Annotated in this window: 18 protein-coding genes and 1 pseudogene; 13 read left to right on the forward strand and 6 right to left on the reverse strand. The window is 62.1% G+C overall.

All coding sequences use genetic code 11. The features are described from left to right. Window positions 1-24 precede the first annotated feature (24 nt). The gene (locus tag R4P64_RS25565) at window positions 25-522 is read right to left on the reverse strand and encodes a hypothetical protein (protein WP_317823199.1); all 498 of its coding nucleotides are present in this window, start codon (window positions 520-522) and stop codon (window positions 25-27) included. A gap of 235 nt (window positions 523-757) precedes the next feature. Between R4P64_RS25565 and R4P64_RS25570 the strand changes: the two genes are divergently transcribed. The 5 genes and pseudogenes from R4P64_RS25570 (at window position 758) to R4P64_RS25590 (ending at window position 4,595) form a co-directional block, all read left to right on the forward strand. Continuing rightward, a complete protein-coding gene (locus R4P64_RS25570; RefSeq protein WP_317823200.1) occupies window positions 758-907 on the forward strand; it encodes a hypothetical protein in 150 nt (49 codons plus the stop codon). A gap of 703 nt (window positions 908-1,610) precedes the next feature. Continuing rightward, window positions 1,611-1,709 (forward strand): annotated as a pseudogene (locus R4P64_RS25575) (4-coumarate--CoA ligase); the annotation flags it as partial. A gap of 46 nt (window positions 1,710-1,755) precedes the next feature. Continuing rightward, on the forward strand, window positions 1,756-2,511 hold the full coding sequence (locus R4P64_RS25580; protein WP_172936322.1) for a phosphoglyceromutase: 756 nt from the start codon (window positions 1,756-1,758) through the stop codon (window positions 2,509-2,511). 162 nt (window positions 2,512-2,673) lie between these two features. Then, a complete protein-coding gene (locus tag R4P64_RS25585; protein WP_317823202.1) occupies window positions 2,674-3,909 on the forward strand; it encodes a sensor histidine kinase in 1,236 nt (411 codons plus the stop codon). Further along, the gene (locus R4P64_RS25590) at window positions 3,906-4,595 is read left to right on the forward strand and encodes a response regulator transcription factor (protein WP_033235505.1); all 690 of its coding nucleotides are present in this window, start codon (window positions 3,906-3,908) and stop codon (window positions 4,593-4,595) included. The genes R4P64_RS25585 and R4P64_RS25590 overlap by 4 nt, the downstream gene beginning before the upstream one ends. 58 nt (window positions 4,596-4,653) lie before the next feature. Here R4P64_RS25590 and R4P64_RS25595 read toward each other — a convergent pair whose 3' ends face one another. Continuing rightward, entirely contained in the window at window positions 4,654-5,439 is a 786-nt protein-coding gene (locus R4P64_RS25595) for a hypothetical protein (protein ID WP_033235504.1), read from the reverse strand. Window positions 5,440-5,505: 66 nt separating this feature from the next. Between R4P64_RS25595 and R4P64_RS25600 the strand changes: the two genes are divergently transcribed. Genes R4P64_RS25600 through R4P64_RS25610 form a run of 3 tightly spaced genes read left to right on the forward strand, consistent with a single transcriptional unit; the run spans window position 5,506 to window position 8,388 of the window. Then, the gene (locus R4P64_RS25600) at window positions 5,506-6,456 is read left to right on the forward strand and encodes a Ppx/GppA phosphatase family protein (RefSeq protein ID WP_033235503.1); all 951 of its coding nucleotides are present in this window, start codon (window positions 5,506-5,508) and stop codon (window positions 6,454-6,456) included. Continuing rightward, a complete protein-coding gene (locus R4P64_RS25605; protein WP_317823204.1) occupies window positions 6,456-7,550 on the forward strand; it encodes a hypothetical protein in 1,095 nt (364 codons plus the stop codon). The genes R4P64_RS25600 and R4P64_RS25605 overlap by 1 nt, the downstream gene beginning before the upstream one ends. 7 nt (window positions 7,551-7,557) lie before the next feature. Then, window positions 7,558-8,388: a sugar phosphate isomerase/epimerase family protein gene (locus R4P64_RS25610; RefSeq protein ID WP_033235501.1), complete on the forward strand. Its 831-nt coding sequence runs from the start codon at window positions 7,558-7,560 to the stop codon at window positions 8,386-8,388. A gap of 31 nt (window positions 8,389-8,419) precedes the next feature. On the opposite strand, the gene R4P64_RS25615 is transcribed toward R4P64_RS25610, so the two are convergent. The 4 genes from R4P64_RS25615 to R4P64_RS25630 all read right to left on the reverse strand — a co-directional run bounded on the left by R4P64_RS25615 (window position 8,420) and on the right by R4P64_RS25630 (window position 14,408). Further along, window positions 8,420-9,853, reverse strand: coding sequence for an HAD-IB family hydrolase (locus tag R4P64_RS25615; protein ID WP_033235500.1), 1,434 nt, complete (start codon window positions 9,851-9,853; stop codon window positions 8,420-8,422). After that, the gene (locus tag R4P64_RS25620) at window positions 9,850-12,162 is read right to left on the reverse strand and encodes a glycerol-3-phosphate 1-O-acyltransferase (RefSeq protein WP_317823205.1); all 2,313 of its coding nucleotides are present in this window, start codon (window positions 12,160-12,162) and stop codon (window positions 9,850-9,852) included. Before R4P64_RS25620 ends, R4P64_RS25615 begins: the two co-directional genes overlap by 4 nt. A gap of 3 nt (window positions 12,163-12,165) precedes the next feature. Beyond that, window positions 12,166-13,632: a wax ester/triacylglycerol synthase domain-containing protein gene (locus tag R4P64_RS25625; RefSeq protein ID WP_287164639.1), complete on the reverse strand. Its 1,467-nt coding sequence runs from the start codon at window positions 13,630-13,632 to the stop codon at window positions 12,166-12,168. Window positions 13,633-13,760: 128 nt separating this feature from the next. Beyond that, window positions 13,761-14,408, reverse strand: coding sequence for a TetR/AcrR family transcriptional regulator (locus R4P64_RS25630; RefSeq protein WP_317542426.1), 648 nt, complete (start codon window positions 14,406-14,408; stop codon window positions 13,761-13,763). Window positions 14,409-14,543: 135 nt separating this feature from the next. Between R4P64_RS25630 and R4P64_RS25635 the strand changes: the two genes are divergently transcribed. The 5 genes from R4P64_RS25635 (at window position 14,544) to R4P64_RS25655 (ending at window position 17,607) form a co-directional block, all read left to right on the forward strand. Then, a complete protein-coding gene (locus tag R4P64_RS25635) occupies window positions 14,544-15,188 on the forward strand; it encodes a MerR family transcriptional regulator (RefSeq protein WP_033235497.1) in 645 nt (214 codons plus the stop codon). Further along, a complete protein-coding gene (locus R4P64_RS25640) occupies window positions 15,188-16,048 on the forward strand; it encodes a thioesterase family protein (protein WP_092802133.1) in 861 nt (286 codons plus the stop codon). Before R4P64_RS25635 ends, R4P64_RS25640 begins: the two co-directional genes overlap by 1 nt. 34 nt (window positions 16,049-16,082) lie before the next feature. Further along, complete coding sequence (proC, locus tag R4P64_RS25645; RefSeq protein ID WP_033235495.1) at window positions 16,083-16,898, forward strand: pyrroline-5-carboxylate reductase; 816 nt, start codon at window positions 16,083-16,085, stop codon at window positions 16,896-16,898. A 126-nt stretch (window positions 16,899-17,024) separates the two neighbouring features. Next, a complete protein-coding gene (locus tag R4P64_RS25650; protein ID WP_003941845.1) occupies window positions 17,025-17,261 on the forward strand; it encodes a helix-turn-helix domain-containing protein in 237 nt (78 codons plus the stop codon). A 244-nt stretch (window positions 17,262-17,505) separates the two neighbouring features. After that, on the forward strand, window positions 17,506-17,607 hold the full coding sequence (locus R4P64_RS25655) for a 30S ribosomal protein bS22 (RefSeq protein WP_003402602.1): 102 nt from the start codon (window positions 17,506-17,508) through the stop codon (window positions 17,605-17,607). Window positions 17,608-17,718 lie beyond the last annotated feature (111 nt).

Below are 17,718 nucleotides of genomic sequence, written 5' to 3' on the forward strand. Positions count from 1 at the left end.
AGTCCCGCTGCGAAACGGTCATCGTCAATCCGTCGTAGCGGGGCGGCTTTGCCCACCCTCGGTGGTGGTTGTGTTTGTTTCACACCGATGTGTGTTGCTGCTCGGAGCGTCATTTACGTCAGGGTCGGTCGACGTGGCACTACTCAAGTCGAGATTGTGTGTGATAGCGGCCCACACAGGTGTGGCAAACCAACTGAGCCAGCGCAGTCCCGGTCGTACGCGGGTGATCGACAAAGCAGCCCAGACAAAGACAGTCGGTCCGAAGAGGAATACGCCGACGAGAACACTCACGATCCAGCTGTCACCGAGTGCGAGTATGCCCAGAATGCAGAAAAGCGTCCCTCCGACTCTCAATATTGCGGACTTCACCGTGAGTTGCCAACGCGGAAAACGAGTGTCGTAGGTAGACCACCGAACTACGGAGAAGTACCCGGTTGCCAATACGATGCCGGCGAACACTCCAACAGATGCGAGCAATTCCAACGGATTCGGCCACTCGATCGCGATAGAGCGACTTCTCACGATTTGAACAATCGACAAACTTAAGTGCATCGCGATTGTCACCACAATTCCGATTACCAGCGAGCGCCATATATACCCACAAACAATTCTTCGAAATGGAGAGTCCGATCGCACATCAGGGACGGTGTATCCGATCTTGTTTCGCCGTTCGGTTCGTCTGTCGGCAGCCTGTTTTTCAGCATTCTCGCGAAAAAGCTGATCGGCTCGGGTGCTTTCCCCTGAGATGGACAAAACCATGAGTAAACACATCATCGCGAAGACACAGGTCATGAGCGAGATACCCGACGTTTCCCGTACCTCGGGTCCGATCCACGCTGCCCCTGCCAACAGCACGGCACCCACCGCCGCCAGCAATGCGGTGATCTCCAACAAGATCCGCCACTGACTGTGAATGGCCTGTTCTTGTACGGTCAGACTCGAGGCCTTACCGATTGCCAACGCCACTGTGATGGTGGCGCATCCAGCGAACAGTGCGATCGCACAAGTCAGTGTGTTTGCCGGTGTAATTCGTCCGCTCAATTCGGCGTGCAATGCGGGTAACCATGTTCCGGGGGTGACGAGACGGGCATCAGGTGCTGATTCCTCGATTGACGGCCATGTCGTAAGGCCGATGAGGACGAGGACGAGTCCCGAAACTACAGCGATGGAAACCAGTCGATTGACTACCACAGTCCAGAATCGATGTTTGGCTTCGAGTGCATCGGCCGCATCGTTGTTGCCTGGGGCATCGAGATCGGCGGGTGACTCGGGTGGTACGTGAATGTCGTCTTGAGGATTGTGCTTTCGCACCGAATCGACGGTCAAGAGTTCGGCTCCTCTCATATCGGGACATCCGATCTAGCGGGATCCCGAAGCTTGACAGCGCTGGTCGCTGTTGAAGTGAACCGACAGGATAGGTCAATGTTTGACGGATATCGGGATCGCCGAGGTTCGCGGCGGTGGACTGAATGAAACTGTAGTTTTATTGCGGGATTTGATCGAGGGCCGATCACTCATTCAGCCACGGAGCCAAGCATTATTCGATCGGAGCTCACATTTTGCCGAAACGAGAGCGAATGTCCGTAATCTTCGGGCTGGGCGTGGTGACGAAGGTTCGCAAGGTCGCCTTCATCAGCACGGTCCCCAAGTCCGCGGCCGGAAAGATTCTCCGCAAGGATCTGCGCACAGCAGAAGCAGCGCAAAGCTGATTTCGCGGCAGGGTTGATCAAGACGTGTTCCGGTACTCATGCCAGGATGAACGGCATGAGTATCGGAACACTGGTCCTGCTTCGCCACGGCGAGAGCGAATGGAATGCACTCAATCTGTTCACCGGCTGGGTGGACGTACACCTGACCGACAAGGGCATGGCCGAAGGCAAGCGCGCCGGCGAACTGCTCGCCGAGCACGGCCTGCTGCCCGATGTCCTCTACACCTCGCTGCTTCGCCGCGCGATCAGCACCGCCAACCTCGCACTCGATGCGGCCGATCGCCACTGGATCCCCGTCGTCCGCGACTGGCGCCTCAACGAGCGCCATTACGGCGCCCTGCAGGGCAAGAACAAGGCTCAGACCAAAGAGGAGTACGGCAACGATCAGTTCATGCTGTGGCGTCGTAGCTATGACACGCCGCCGCCGGCCATCGAAGCGGGCAGCGAATACAGCCAGGACACCGATCCGCGTTACGCAAACCTCGACGAGGTGCCGCTGACCGAGTGCCTGCTCGACGTCGTCAAGCGGTTGATCCCGTACTGGGAAGACACGATCTCCCAGGAACTGCTCGCAGGTAAGAACGTTCTGGTCACCGCTCACGGCAATTCGCTGCGCGCCTTGGTCAAGCACCTCGACGGTATTTCCGACGAGGACATCGCCGGTCTCAACATCCCGACGGGCATTCCGCTGCGTTACGACCTCGACGAGAACCTGCAGCCGCTCAACCCGGGCGGCACCTACCTCGATCCCGAGGCGGCCGCCGCAGGCGCTGCCGCAGTGGCGAATCAGGGCGCGAAGTAGCGCCATCATGATGACTTCCGAAGCCCCTCGAACTGACTGTTCGGGGGGCTTCGGCGAACAACAGATGAACGGCGCGCCAACGCCGCCCACCGGGCGGATGACGTGGGCGGAAATGCTCGAACCCGCCGTAACCCACTCGACGCGCGAACGTACGATTGCGCCGTGAGTGTCGCAACTGCAGTGCTGCTGATCGTGGTTGGCGGCTTGATCGGATACCTCGTCGGAGGTGTGCTGATTCCGAGGCTGAGCTCACGGCACCGGGAACGTGCTGCAGAACAGACCGGGTTGACAATGTCGCAGGTCCTGGACCTGATCGTGCTGGCGTCCGAGAGCGGTATCGCCGTTGTCGACGGCTATCACGACGTGGTGCTGTTCAATCCCCGCGCGGAAGAGTTGGGGCTTGTCAAGAATCGCCGCGTCGACGAGCGGGCGTGGCAGGCAGCCCTGAAGGTGCTCGAGACCGGGCAACCCGTCGAAGTGGATCTGACGGCCACAACCGTCCAACGCGGACGCGACAAGATCGCGGTTCGCGGGGTGGCGCGTCTGCTCAGCAAGGACGAGCGCAATTTCGTGGTCCTGTTCGCGGACGACGATTCCGAGCAGGTTCGCATGGAGGCGACGAGACGCGACTTCGTTGCGAACGTCAGTCACGAACTCAAAACCCCGGTCGGAGCGATGAGTTTGCTGGCAGAAGCACTGCTGGAATCCGCCGACGATCCGGAATCGGTGCGGCACTTCGGCGAACGAGTGCACAGCGAGTCGATTCGCCTCGGCAAGATGGTGACGGAACTGATCGCGCTTTCACGATTGCAGGGAGCCGAGAAACTTCCCGACCTCGATGTCGTGGACGTGGATACCGTTGTCTCCGAAGCGTTGTCGAGGTCGAGGTTGTCGGCCGAGGCGGCCGAGATCACCGTCACCACCGATCATCCGAGTGGACTCGAAGTTCTCGGCGATCAGACGTTGCTCGTTACCGCACTGTCCAATCTCATCGAGAATGCGATTGCATACTCGCCCAAGGGTTCTCCGGTGTCGGTCAGTCGCTCGATGCGCGGTGGCAACGTCGCCATCGCCGTGACCGATCGCGGCGAGGGAATCGCAAAAGCCGACCAGGAACGCGTATTCGAGCGATTCTTCCGGGTCGACAAAGCACGATCGCGCCAGACCGGAGGCACCGGACTGGGGCTCGCGATCGTCAAGCACGTAGCGGCCAATCACAACGGCTCCATCGACGTATGGAGCAAACCAGGAACCGGGTCCACCTTCACCTTGCAGATACCAGCGCATGTGGAGGAGACCGACGACCTCGACGACGGCGACGCGGGAACACTCGGTTCCGGGCGACGCGGTAGACGAGACTCAGGCAGTAAAGACACAGGCATGGAGGCCAAACGATGACGAGGGTGCTGATCGTGGAGGACGAGGAGTCGTTGGCGGATCCGCTGGCGTTCCTGCTCCGCAAGGAAGGGTTCGAGACCACCATCGTCAACGACGGCCCGTCGGCCTTGGCGGAATTCGATCGTTCCGGCGCAGACATCGTGCTGCTGGACCTCATGCTGCCCGGTATGAGCGGTACCGACGTGTGCAAGGCGCTGCGCACTCGTTCCGGTGTGCCCGTCATCATGGTGACGGCACGCGACAGCGAGATCGACAAGGTTGTCGGCCTCGAACTCGGTGCGGACGACTACGTGACCAAGCCGTATTCGGCCCGCGAACTCATTGCCCGTATCCGGGCCGTGCTGCGCCGCGGTGTCGAGAACGAGGCAGACCTGGGTTCGGAAAACGGTGTGCTCGAAGCCGGACCGGTCCGGATGGACGTCGAACGCCACGTCGTCCAGGTGGGTGGGAATCCGATCACGTTGCCGCTCAAGGAGTTCGATCTTCTCGAGTACCTGCTCCGCAATTCCGGACGCGTGCTCACCCGCGGCCAGTTGATCGATCGTGTGTGGGGAGCGGACTACGTCGGCGACACCAAAACCCTTGACGTGCACGTGAAGCGGCTACGTTCCAAGATCGAAGCGGACCCGGCCAAGCCGGAACATCTCGTGACCGTACGTGGCCTGGGATACAAGCTCGAAGCCTGAAAGAACGACGAAAAAGTTCAGCCGCCCCACACGTCGTGTGGGGCGGCTGAAGTCGTTTTTACGCCTGAGCTTTGTTCTGAGCGATCGTGGTTGCCGGGTGGACTGCGATAAGGCCGAGCCCGGCCCGGCGCCTGCAGAGGCGAGCCAGCTCGTCGTAAACGGCCTTCCCGAGTAACTCGGTCAACTCCGGGGCGTACGACTGCCACACCTGCTTCTGGCCGACATGAGCGTCGGGCGAGCCCGAGCAGTACCAGGACAGGTCGTCGCCGCCCTCGCCCCAGCCGCGGCGGTCGTACTCGGTGATCGTGGTCTTGAGGATCTGAACCCCGTCCGGGCGGTCCACCCAGTCCTGGGTACGACGGATCGGAAGCTGCCAGCAGACGTCCGGCTTCACCTCGAGCGGCTCGATGCCCTTCTTGAGCGCCATCGAGTGAAGCGCGCACCCCTGGCCGCCCGCAAAACCCGGCCGATTCAGGAAAATGCACGCGCCCTTGTAGCGGCGGGTTCGCAGCGCCGGCTCGTCCTCGAGGTCGTCTTCCTCGACGTAGCCCTTCTTGCCGAGACCCTTCTCCATGAACTGCCAGTCCTCGGCTGTGAGCAGTTTCACTGACGCATCGAGCTTGTCCTGATCCTCCTGATCGGAGAGAAAAGCGCCGTGCGAGCAACATCCGTCGTCGGGACGATCGCCGAGAATTCCCTGGCATGCCGGAGTACCGAACACGCAGGTCCAGTGCGAGAGCAGCCACGTCATATCGGCGGCAATGAGGTGTTCGGAGTTGTCGGGGTCGACAAATTCGACCCACTCGCGCGGGAAATCGAGGTCGACCTCGGGGCTTGGAGTCATCTTGTGGGACCGGTCTGGGTTACCTGCTGTCACAAGGGCAGACCGTAGACCCAGTAACGTGGCGATGTGCGACTAGGGGTACTCGACGTCGGAAGCAACACCGTTCATCTACTGGTAGTGGACGCCCACCGTGGCGGCCACCCAACACCCATGAGCTCCACCAAGGCGACTTTGCGGCTCGCGGAAAACACCGACGACCGGGGCGACATCACCGTCGTCGGGGCTGATCGGCTGGTCTCCACGGTCGGGGAATTCGCCGGTATCGCCAAAATGTCCGGATGTGAGGAAATGATGGCGTTTGCCACCTCCGCCGTGCGTGACGCCAACAATTCCGAAGCCGTGCTCGCCCGGGTGCGCGCCGAGACGGGCGTAGGGCTCGAGGTGCTCTCCGGTGTCGACGAAGCCCGATTGACTTTCCTTGCGGTCCGCCGTTGGTACGGCTGGAGCGCCGGACGCATCCTGAACCTCGATATCGGTGGAGGTTCGCTCGAGCTCACCGCAGGCGGCGACGAGGATCCGGACGTCGCGTTCTCACTCCAACTCGGCGCAGGCCGGCTCACCCGGGACTGGCTCCACGCCGACCCGCCCGGCAAGCGCCGCGTCGCCGTGCTTCGCGACTGGTTGGACGCAGAACTGCTCGGACCAGCCAAGGAACTCCGCAGCGCCGGCGACTGGGACCGGACCGTCGGCACCTCGAAGACCTTCCGTTCCTTGGCCAGGCTCACCGGCGCGGCACCGTCCGCAGCCGGGCCGCGTGCCAAACGGACCCTGACCGCCAGCGGACTCAGGCAACTCATAGCCTTCATATCCAGGATGACGGCGTCAGACCGTGCAGAATTGGAAGGAGTGAGTGCAGATCGGTCACAGCAGATTGTGGCCGGCGCACTCATCGCAGAAGCAACCATGCGAGCGCTCGGAGTGGACGAACTCGAAATTTGTCCGTGGGCATTGCGCGAGGGTCTGATTCTGCGGAAGCTCGACACAGAAATGGGCGGTGAATTGGTGGTGAGTGCTTGATGACCGAGGACAGTCAGCAGATTTCCGTAGCGGAACTGCTCAAGCGGAACGGTCAGACGGTCGAGTCCCGCGGTGGGCGTCGTCGTAGGGGCGTGGCCGGAGGTATCTCCGTAGCTGAACTCACCGGCGAAATTCCGATCGTTCGGCCTGCCGGTTCACGTTCGGTAGCCGAATCGGACGCACCCTCGGCACCGCCTGAAACCAAGCCTGCCGAGACCGAGATCGTCGAGACCAAGACCGTCGAGACCAAGACCGTCGAGACCAAGCCTGAGTCCACTCAGGCTCCGGTGACCGAGTTCACGCAGTCGGTCGAGAACGACGATTCGGACGACACCAAGATCGACCTTCACAAGCCGATCTCCAAGAGCGCGCCGGGGCAGTGGGTCAGCCGCGCACCCGTCGAGCCGAAGAAGGCTGCGCCTCTCGCGCCGACACAGGCTGTGCCGGTTGTGTCGACCCCGGCTGTGCCGGTTGGGTCTCAGCAGGCTGTGCCTGAGACCACGACCAGGAAGCCGGTGCCGGCTGGGCCACCGAAGGTGACGCAGGAGCCTGCTCTGCTGTCCGGTCAGACGTTGGCAGGTGACCTGATGCGGCAAGAACGCGAGGTTTCCCAGAATCCGTCGATGCGCTCGCCGATCCTGCCTCCGCGAGTCGCGCCAAGCTCGGCTGACGCTGATGTCAGCACCGAGATGATGGCCTCGATCAGCGACGAACCCGCCGAGAATGCCGGTTCGACGGAGCCGACCGCCGCTGCGCCGGAGCCCTCGCCTGCTTCCGTGGAAGAGGTTGCACCGACCGAGCCTGCCACTGCAGAAGACACCGGCGATCGGAACTCGATCCGTGAATGGGCGATCCTGGCCGGACAGGTTGTGGTTGCGCTCATCATCGGCGGCGCGATGTTCAAGGGTTTCGAGAAGCTCTGGGACATGCTGCCGTGGGTGGCGCTGGTACTTGCCCTGATCGTTATCGTCGGTCTGGTGGCGGTTGTTCGAGTTCTGCGGAAAACGGACGACATCACGAGTTTTGTGATTGCGGTCGTTGTCGGCATGATCGTGACCTTGGGTCCGCTGGCGTTCTTGTTGACCTCGGGTTGATCCGACGATGATCGCTGTGGGCTTGTCGACGGCATCGGTTTATCCCGAGAACACCGAAGCCGCGTTCCGCTACGCGGCCGATTTGGGATACGACGGCATCGAATTGATGGTGTGGGCCGAGTCGGTCAGCCAAGACGTCGGTGGCGTTGCGGCGTTGGTGCGCAAATACGGGATTCCGGTGCAGGCCGTTCACGCGCCGTGTCTGCTGATTTCGCAGCGTGTGTGGGGCGCCGATCCGATCGAGAAGCTCGAGCGGTCCGTCCGCACTGCCGAAACGTTGGGCGCCACCACTGTGGTTGTGCACCCGCCGTTTCGGTGGCAGCGCAAATACGCCGACGGCTTTGCGGATCAGGTCGTCGACCTGGAATCGCGAAGCAGCGTCGTCGTAGCTGTGGAGAATATGTTCCCCATGCGTGCCGACAGCTTTTTCGGCGGCAAGGATCGCTCGGCCGAGCGACTGCGTAAGCGCGGCGGTCCAGGTGCGGCGTTGTCGGCGTTCAGTCCGTCGTACGATCCCACCGATTCCGATCATTCCCACTACACACTCGACTTGTCGCACACCGCAACTGCCGGCATGGACGCATTCGAACTGGCTGCGAGAATGGGCAAGGGACTCCAGCATCTGCACCTCGCGGACGGGCGAGGCGCGTCGATGGACGAGCACCTGATTCCCGGCCACGGATCACAACCCTGCGCCGAGATATGCCGACACCTGGCCGCAACAGGTTTCACCGGCCAGGCCGTCCTCGAGATCAATACTCAGAATGCTCGCACGCGGCGGGAAAGATCCTCGATGCTGGCGCAGGCACTCGCGTTTGCACGCGAGCACCTGGCCTGAATCTTTGGTGGCTGTCAGCGATGTCCGATATTCAGGGATGCCCGGCAGTGAGCGCTGCGTCGAACTGTGAGCGCACTTCCTCGATGTGAGAATCGAGGTCGTCGAGTTGCCATCCTGTAGTGGAGATGGGGTCGAGAACCGAAACGTAGACCGGGCCCGGATGGGCGACAAGAGAATTACGCCACATGCGTTCACCGGCATTGTGGATCACAACCGGCACGATGGGAACGCCCGCTTGCATGGCCAGGTGGAACGCGCCCTTCTTGAATGCCCCGAGTTTTGGTGTGGCGGAACGTGTTCCCTCGGGCGCGATGACTATCGAGACGCCGTTTTTCAGCTTGTCGACGGCCGGTTGCAATGCCGCCTTGGCCTTGGCGGTGTTGGATCGATCGATGTACGCGACGTCCAACAGGGCGCCGATCGGAATGAAGCGAGGATCGTTTGCCGCTTCCTTCTTCGCCACTCCGGTCACGTCGCGTTTGATGACGGTGCCCAGTACCAGCAGGTCCAGCGAGCTTTGATGATTGAACATGAAGACGGCTGGGCGGTGATCCCATATATTGTGCTCACCGTCGATTTCGACGTCGATGCCCAGTAGCGACAGGGAGATGTCGGGGCCGTAGGTGCCCACGAGGTTGGCTCCCAATTGCCGGTTGCCGGTGACCAAACCGGCCGAGAAGCCCACCACAGCAGTGGCAGCCAATGCGCCCATCGCGGTGGCGGTGCGCACCGTCGAGAGGGGAGTTGCTCCGCGTTGTGGTTTACGCAGCGTGACGGAGGGCCAGCCCTTGCGCCTCGCGACACTCGCCAGGGTGCGATCCGGATTCAAGGCGACGGGGCGGCCGACGGATTCGAGCATCGGAACATCTTCGGCACCATTGGAATACGCAAAGGCATTCCGCAGATCGACGCCGCGCTTCTCGGCGTAGGCCGCGAGTGCGTCGGCCTTCGCGGGACCCCATAGTGCCGGCGCCGACAGGTCGCCGGTGAGCATGCCGTCGATCACTTCGATTTCCGTGCACAGCACGTCTTCGATGTCGAGATCCGCGGCAACCCCTCGGGCCTGGAACGGCGTGGCCGATGTGGCCATCACAACGGTGTGACCGGCCTTTCGATGCGCCGCGAGAATCTCGCGAGCGTCGGGGTAGATCATCGCGGCGATTTCCTGCCTGAACAGCCGCTCGCCCCAGTCGTTCAGTTCTTCCTCGGTGCGGCCGGTAAGCGCGCGGACTGCGATGTCCATGAGCGCGCCGACGTCGGCACCGCGAAACTGGGTGTCGATGGCGGCGCCGGTGGTCCGCAGCAGTTCGCCGAGGCTGATATCGAAGCGCCGCAGTCGATCACGGTAGACAACGCTGGCGGAGTACCCGCTGATGAGGGTGCCGTCCAGGTCGAACGCGGCAATGGTGTCGGGTCCGGCTGGGGCCGCTTTGATCGCGGCGTGCAGACGCTCGAGTCCGGTCACGGTCCTGCTTCCTCGTGAGGGGTGGGATTGGGAGTGGCTGCGGCGCCATAGGATCTGGTTGCCGCGTCGAGGCGGGAGTGGGCGAGTTCGCGGATCCGCCGCAACCGGTCGACCAGAACCCGCAGTTCCTCGGCGAAGGCAATCCGACGCGCGGTGACCCCGTCGTCCACGGCTTCCACGAGATTGCGATTGCGTGCCAAATTGAGTGCGGTGGCAAACAATTCGCCGGATACCGATTCGCTGCTGGCGATCTGCTGGCGCAACCGACGCTCGTGGGCCACGTCGATGCAGTTGCGGGTGAACGACTTTTCGTCGAAGGACTTCGACACCGGCGCGAGGACCAATTGGTCGGCCACCACCTGGTACGCCTCGAGGAACGGTTGCAGTACACGGTGGGCTAGGTAAGGGCGAACGCCTTCGATGATGTGCGCGGTGCGGTTCGGGTCGGCGGTGACCGAGCTCCAACTGGGGTCGATCAGGTCTAGTTCGGTGCGCATCTCTTCTTCGAAGGTGTCCCGGTCGCTGAAGAAGAACTCGAACTTCATCAGGTCCCGAATGCGTTTGGCCTCATTCCAGCCGTCGAGGATCGGGTCGGTGAACTGCTCGTCTACCGCCGCCTGCAGAACCAGTTCCGCGATTGCCCGGGCAACGAGGAAATGAATGGTGTTGTTGCGGTAGAACGCTGCAACAAGACCTTGATCCTTGCCCAGGTAGAAGACCTTTTCGCCGCCCTTGTCGAAATGCATCAGCACGCCCGACTCGACATGCGTCTGCAGTGCCTTGTCGATGACGTGCGGATCGTCGAGTTCCACATCGCCGGCGAGCGGCAGTTTGCGCGCCGTGATGTATTGGAACAGGGGCGTGAGGATGAGGGTCAGTTCCGTGACGGTGAGCGCGCGATCCTCGATTCCGAGGAAGGGGAGCATCGCGAGAGAGGACACCGTAATCGGTGTCACCTCGTTGATGCGGTGGCACACCTCGATCGCCGCCTTCTGAATGGCCAGGCGCTGGTCGGGTTCTTGCCGGAGTGCTTCGGCAAAGGAAAGCGGCCGCCCGATCGTGACGTGCGCGACGCCGTTCCTCTTGCCTTGCGCCCGAACGTATCCGAACATCCAGCGCAAGCCTTCGGGCTTCTTCTCAGCGCCGAGGGCTTCGGCGGCCATGGCACCGACTTCGTAGAGTTGGTCGTAGCTCAGCGCTACCGGCACCAGGTAGACGTCGGAGGCGCCGCTGACGTGAAAAGCCTTGGCCAGATACGTCATCAACCCGAAACGCGGCGGACGCAGTTTGCCGGTGCGTCCACGTCCGCCTTCGATGTACCACTCGAGGTTGAATCGTTTGGTGAGCAGGTACCGCATGTACTCGTGCATCGACCACTTGTAGACCTCGTCGTCGCCGATGCTACGACGGATGAAGACGGTGCCACTGCGCTTGAGGATCGACCCCATTGGCCAGAAACTGATGTTGAGTCCGCCCATCACGTGATTGAGCGGAAGGCCGTTGTTGATCAGTGCGGGGCGGAGCACTAGTGGATCGAGATACGAGCGGTGGCTGGGAAGGAAGACAAGTGAATGTTCCTTGTTGAGCTCCCGCAGTTCGTCGAATCGGCTGGTGTCGACATCGATCGTGTACGCGCGAGCGAAGTAGCGTCCCAAACGATCCCACACCGCGATTGCCTGGCGGCTCTGGGTGGCAACCATTTCCTCGAGTGCTTCGCGCGCACGCCGGTCCACTTCGGCAACGGCGATGCCGAGACGGTCGGCGAGGGCCATGGTCTCGGTGGTGAAGCGCCGGGTGTCGGTGATTTCGTCGACGACAAATCGCGACACCTTGTACTGCCCGCCGATCAATTCGAGTTCTGCTCGCTCGAGGGAGAGGGCAGCCTGACGGCGGATGAACTCGGGCAAAGATCCGCCGCCGCTTTCGTCGAGACGGCGTGACAGGTCGCTGAGCGGGGCGGGTTGGCCTTCGATGACCTGACAACGGTCGGGATCGGTGCGCAGTGTGCGGCGCTGCGCGCTCCGGCCGGGGTGCAACGGATCTCGTGGGGCGAGCGCATTACGAACGCGCCCTGCTACGTTCTGTTCGGTTCGGTTGCTGGGTAGCCACACCACTCGCAATGGAGCGAGCATCGGGTCGTCGGTTCGGCGGGACAGTTCGCCGAGCGTGCGATCGGTGATCGCGACGGTAGTCGACCGCTGTGCCGTGCCGCGAGCTTTGTCGGCCAACCACTTTCGCAGAACGCCGGCTTCGGCTTCGGTCATCGGCTCGGTCAGGTAGACATTCTGGCGGGTCACGTCTGCGGTCATGACTCACGCACCTTCCGCAGTGGTTCCGAGGGCCACGATCTCGTCGAGGCTGTCTTGGATGCACTGCATGAGTAATGCAGGTTTGGTGACGGCTGCAGTGTCGATGTTGATTCCGATGCAGCAGATTCCGACGTGCGAGACCAGCGTTGCCATCACGGCGCAGCCAGGGGCGGGACCGAATGGGAACATCCGCTCGATCTTCGCGCCGGCAAGATAGACCGGGACGGGAACGCCCGCAACGTTGCTCGCTTGCAGGTCGAGTCCGGTGGACTGGGACAGATACCAGCTCGCGAGGAGCTGATTTGGCAGGCGAGCGAGGACGGGCGCAGCCAGGTCGAGGGCGTCGAGCGCCGGCTCTTCGCGAAGGTTCAGAACGATTTCGCGGACCTGCCGGATTCGTTTGGCCGGGTCCGTCTCCGAGATCGGGCCGCTGAAGCGAACGGCGGCAAATCTGTTGCCGCCGGATGGATCCGAACCGGTGCGCATGCTGACCGGCATCCCCATGGGAACACTGTCGACCGATTGACCGAACGCGTCGTGATAGCGACGGAATCCGCCGAGCAGAGCTGCGACGTACGCGTCGTTGAGTGAGCCGCCGGCCGCTTTTGCGCCCGCTTTGAGTTCGGGCACACCAACTTCCAAGGTTCCGAACCAGCGACCGAGACCGCGTTCACGTAGGAGTGGAGAACCGGAACTGGCGGGCGGAGTGACAATTCGGCGCAGCGAGTTGGCGTAGTCCAGGACCTCGGTGGTTGTGGTGATCGGTTGTGTGATCGCGGTGGCCGCGATGTTGGTGACGCCGCGCAGCAGTCGTGCCACTCGCGACGGCGCCCGACGGATCTCGCCGATAACTTCTTCGCCGAAAGCACCGATCGAGGACAGATGCTCTGCCGGCGGCGGGGTGCGATCGGGCTTGTCCGGCGTGGGATCGGCGCGCCTGCTGTGCAGGAGCGTCATCATCTGGATTCCGCCCATGCCGTCCGTGATGGAGTGGTGGGTTTTGACGACAAAAACCGCTCGGCCGTCGTCCAGTCCCTCGATGAGCAGTGCGCTCCACGGCGGGCGAGCCTTGTCGAACGGTTCGGTGGCGAGGTGGCGGCACATACGCAGTGCGTGATCGAAATCGGCAGGTGCGGGTAAGCGGACGCGTCGCAAGTGGTACCCGATGTCGAATTCGGGATCTACCGACCAGACCGGGTTGCCCAGGTTCAGCGTGGGTTCGACAGCTCGCATCCGGATGCGGGGTACGACGTGCGACGCCCATTCGACGGCCCCGCGTAGACGATCCCAATCGGGCGCCTGGTCGAGGACTTCTACCGCGACGATCGGCGAGCGCAATTGTGGTTGCGCTTCTTCCATCCGCCACATCCCGGTCTCGAAATCGGACATCGTCCGGTTCGCGCCCCACGCGACCGCAGAGAGGTCGACGTCGACCGCACTAGGAGGAACAAATGGATTGTTGTCGGCCATACTTCAAGAACTCCCTCGGTCTTCGGGTCCACCCCGTCGTTCTGTATCTAAGTGTGGACCCGAGACCGTCGGCGCGTCCCGGTTTCGGTGGCAGTGAACAGATGTGACGTTCGACTGGACCGGTCAAATCAGACAGTGGCGACGGCGCCCACTGCGTTGAGTGCGATTTCTCGATAGAAGACACTGACTTCGTGCGGTGTCTGCGGACCGTCCGGCCGGAACCAGAGCGCCACCGATTGGCACATGCCCAGCATGGCGCGCCCGGTGCCGGCGATGTCGGTGACGGTGAAGTCGCCTTGTTCGACACCTGCTGTCAGGACGTCGGCCAGAAGGTTCTCGAGGTGCTTTCGCTTGGCCGCATAGGCTTTTCGCTCTGTGTCTTCGAGGTAGCGCAGTTCGGAATCGAGGAATGCGATGTCGGTTCGGCTGGTCATGTGCAATACAACGGCCTCGACAAGGTTTCCGAATTGTCGGGTAGGGGAGGGTCCGGCAGCGTCGACCGCTTCGCGTGCCCGGACGGTGACCGCTTCGATGCCGGTCATCATCAAGGCGACAAGAATGCCCTGCTTGTTTTCGTGGTGGTAGTACAGCGTGGGAACTGTGACGCCGGCGCGTTTGGCGATATCGCGGACGGAGGCGCCGTGGTATCCGAATTCGTGGAAGGTGGCCAGGGCTGCTGTGAGGAGCGGCGTCAGTGTCAGCGGTTCGACGGTGCGCCACCCTTCGTCCTGGGGCAGTGCAGCGTCCTGGGGCGGTGCAGAAGGTTTTCTTGCCATTGTGCCTGTGAGCTCCGCTCGACAATCGTTTCTTAGTGTTCGCTAGAACGTCCGAGGATAGTCCACGCAGGGGTGGGATCACGGGCGCATTTCAGTTGGATAGTATCGGTATCTAGTGAGGGGGCGAGGAGAGCGATGAAGATTTCCGAACTGTCGGCCAGATCCGGCGTGGCACTGCCCACTGTGAAGTACTACCTGCGTGAGGGTCTGCTGATGGCGGGCGAACCCACCAGTGCGACCGGCGCACAGTACGGCGACGATCACATTCGTCGCCTCGGGCTGATCAGAGCGCTCTCCGGGGCGGGCCTCTCCATTCCGCGCATACGTGCGATTCTCGATCTCGTCTCGGCGACGGACCTCTCCGAATTCGAGCGGATCGGACGCGCCATCGCCCAGTTGCCACCCCACGTCGACAACGATCCGGTGCACGAATTTCCGCGGGCGCAGAAGGTGCTGGAGTTTCTCGGGCAGGTGTACGACCCGCGGTATGTCGCCGTCGCTCATCTGGAACAAGCGCTGATCGGTCTCGAAGGAGCAGGTCTGACGTTGAGCGAGGAACGACTGCGGGCTTACGGAGAACACATTCGAGGAATTGCCGAAGTGGAAATCGATCTGATGCCGCTCGGTTCGACGGAAGAGGCAGTTCGGTACGCGGTCCTCGGGACCGCGATGTACGAACCGGTCCTGACAGCACTACGACGCTTGGCGCACCAAGACCTAGGATCCGCAAAGTTCACGTCACCTGCGGAGCACACGACAAACCGGATGAAGGAAAATTGATGAGCACCAGCCCTTTTCGTGATCTGAACCGACTGGAATCGCTCGGTGGCGGCCGTTTCCGCGCAACGATCGACCCGATCTGGACCATCGGACCCAAGGTTCACGGCGGGTCGATGATGGCAGTGTGCGCGGCGGCTGCGAGAGCGGCGTTGCGCGACGGCGCTTCCGACAACGACGGCGGCAGCAACGACGGTGTGCGTGCGATGCAACCTATCGCCGTGAGCGCGAATTACCTTGCCGCACCCGATCCGGGTGACGTGGAATTGGCAGTGACAGTGCAGAAGCAGGGGCGCCAGGTGTCGCTGGTGGACGTCGAGTTGAGTCAGGCTGGAAGGGTTGCCGTCCGCGCCGCGGTCACACTCGGCATTCCCGACGGCGACGTGCCTGCCTTCGTGAGCACCTCGTCGATCGACGACATGCCCGCGGAACCGTCGGAGCACGCCGCCGCGGTAGAGGGTGATCATCCGATGGCGCAGATCGTGCATGTCGGTCAAGGCTGCGACATGCGGATCGACACGACGTCCGCGCACTTTCTCACCGGCGCTCAGGGGGAGCCGGAGGTGCGGATGTGGGTGCGCGCTCGGCCCGATGACGAAGCGGATGTCGACACCGCGGTGTTGTTCGCGATCATGGCGGGAGACATCAGCGCTCCGGTCACGATGAACCGTGGACTGTTCGGCTGGGCGCCGACCGTGCAGTTGACGACGTACCTGCGCAGGCTGCCTGCACCGGGCTGGCTGCGGGTTCGGGCGAGTTCGGATGTGTTGGGCAGCACGTGGTTCGAAGAGGATCACGACATTCTCGATTCCACCGGGGCAGTGGTGGTGCAGAGTAGGCAGTTGGCCATGATGCCCCGGTAATTCCCCTCGATGTCGTCGTGGCAGGCTTGACGGCATGACAAGAATTGCGATTATCGGTGGCGGCAAGATCGGCGAGGCGCTGATCTCCGGGTTGCTGCACGCAGGCCATGCGATCAAGGATCTGGTTGTTGCCGAGCAGTATCAGCCGCGCGTGGAGGAACTGATTGCCGAGTACTCCATCCGCGTCACCACGATCGAGGACGCGGCCGACGGTGCTGACGTTATCGTGATCGCCGTCAAGCCGAACGACGTCGAGGCAGCTCTGACAGCGCTGTCGAAGGTGGATCTCGACGGTGATCTCGAGCAGTTGATCGTCTCGCTCGCCGCCGGTATCCCCATCGGGTTCTACGAAACGCGGCTTCCCGCAGGGTTCCCGGTGATTCGGGTCATGCCGAATACACCGATGCTGGTCGGCGAAGGCGTCAGCGTTCTGGCGCCGGGCCGACACGTCAAGCCGGAGCACCTGGAATTGGTGCGCGGAATTCTGGGCAGCGTCGGCAAGGTCGTCACGGTGCCCGAATCGCAGATCGATGCTGTCACGGCCGTATCCGGTTCTGGTCCGGCATACATGTTCCTGGTGGCCGAAGCGATGATCGATGCCGGTGTCAGTCTCGGCCTCACTCGTGCAGTGGCGTCTGAATTGGTTGTTCAGACGATGGTCGGTTCGGCCGCGATGCTCGATCGCACCGGAGACAGCGCCGGCGATCTTCGGGCTGCCGTGACCTCGCCAGGTGGCACGACAGCCGCAGCGCTTCGCGAACTAGAGGCAGGCGGTCTTCGAACCGCGTTCTACAACGCTCTCGAGGCCGCTAAGACGCGTTCAGTCGCAATGGGTGCCGCTGTCGAATAGTCGCCCATTACGCCACACCCGTCGCTTTAACCCCACAAGTACAGCTAAGCTCGGGTTAGTACGTACGTGTCTGTTCCGCCGGAGGGGAAGCCGGCGGCGCGAGTCGTACTGGAGGTATGTGGATTTATGGTGTCTGCAAACAAGCCGTCCATGGGTTCGTCCCACGACGGGAAGCCGGCTGTGGCCGGAACACAATTCCTCACGGTTGCCGAGGTGGCAACGTTGATGAGGGTGTCGAAGATGACTGTGTACCGTTTGGTACACAGCGGCGAATTGCCCGCTGTTCGAGTGGGACGTTCGTTCCGTGTACATGCGAAAGCGGTGCACGATTATCTCGAAACCTCGTACTTCGACGCAGGCTGACCAGCCGATTCGGAGAGGACGAGCTCGGCGTAAGCCCTGTCGCGGGCACAGCAGAAGCTGTGCCGGAGGCTCGGTTTATGTCGAGTGAGTCCGCACCGGTACGATAATCAACTGTCGTACCAGCAAGCTGGTGTCGTAAGGCGCTGAGCTAGTTAAAACGAGGGCCAGGCGCCAGTTGCTTGGCGCAGGCGTACGTGACCGGCGTGCGCAGGAACGCTATAGAAGAACGTGAGGGACACCCGCTATGGGTTCAGTGATCAAGAAGCGTCGCAAGCGCATGTCCAAGAAGAAGCACCGCAAGTTGCTTCGTCGTACCCGAGTGCAGCGCAGGAAACTCGGTAAATAAGCAGTACTGTGCACTAAGCGTCGATGCCCGCCACTTCTTCGGAAGCGGCGGGCATCGTTGTCTGTTCGGGGCCTGTTCGGGGGGTTATGGACACGCCGTCCCACTCCGTGG

Origin of the sequence: Rhodococcus sp. IEGM 1366 (assembly GCF_033142425.1) — a bacterium.
Lineage (GTDB): Bacteria > Actinomycetota > Actinomycetes > Mycobacteriales > Mycobacteriaceae > Rhodococcus_F > Rhodococcus_F globerula.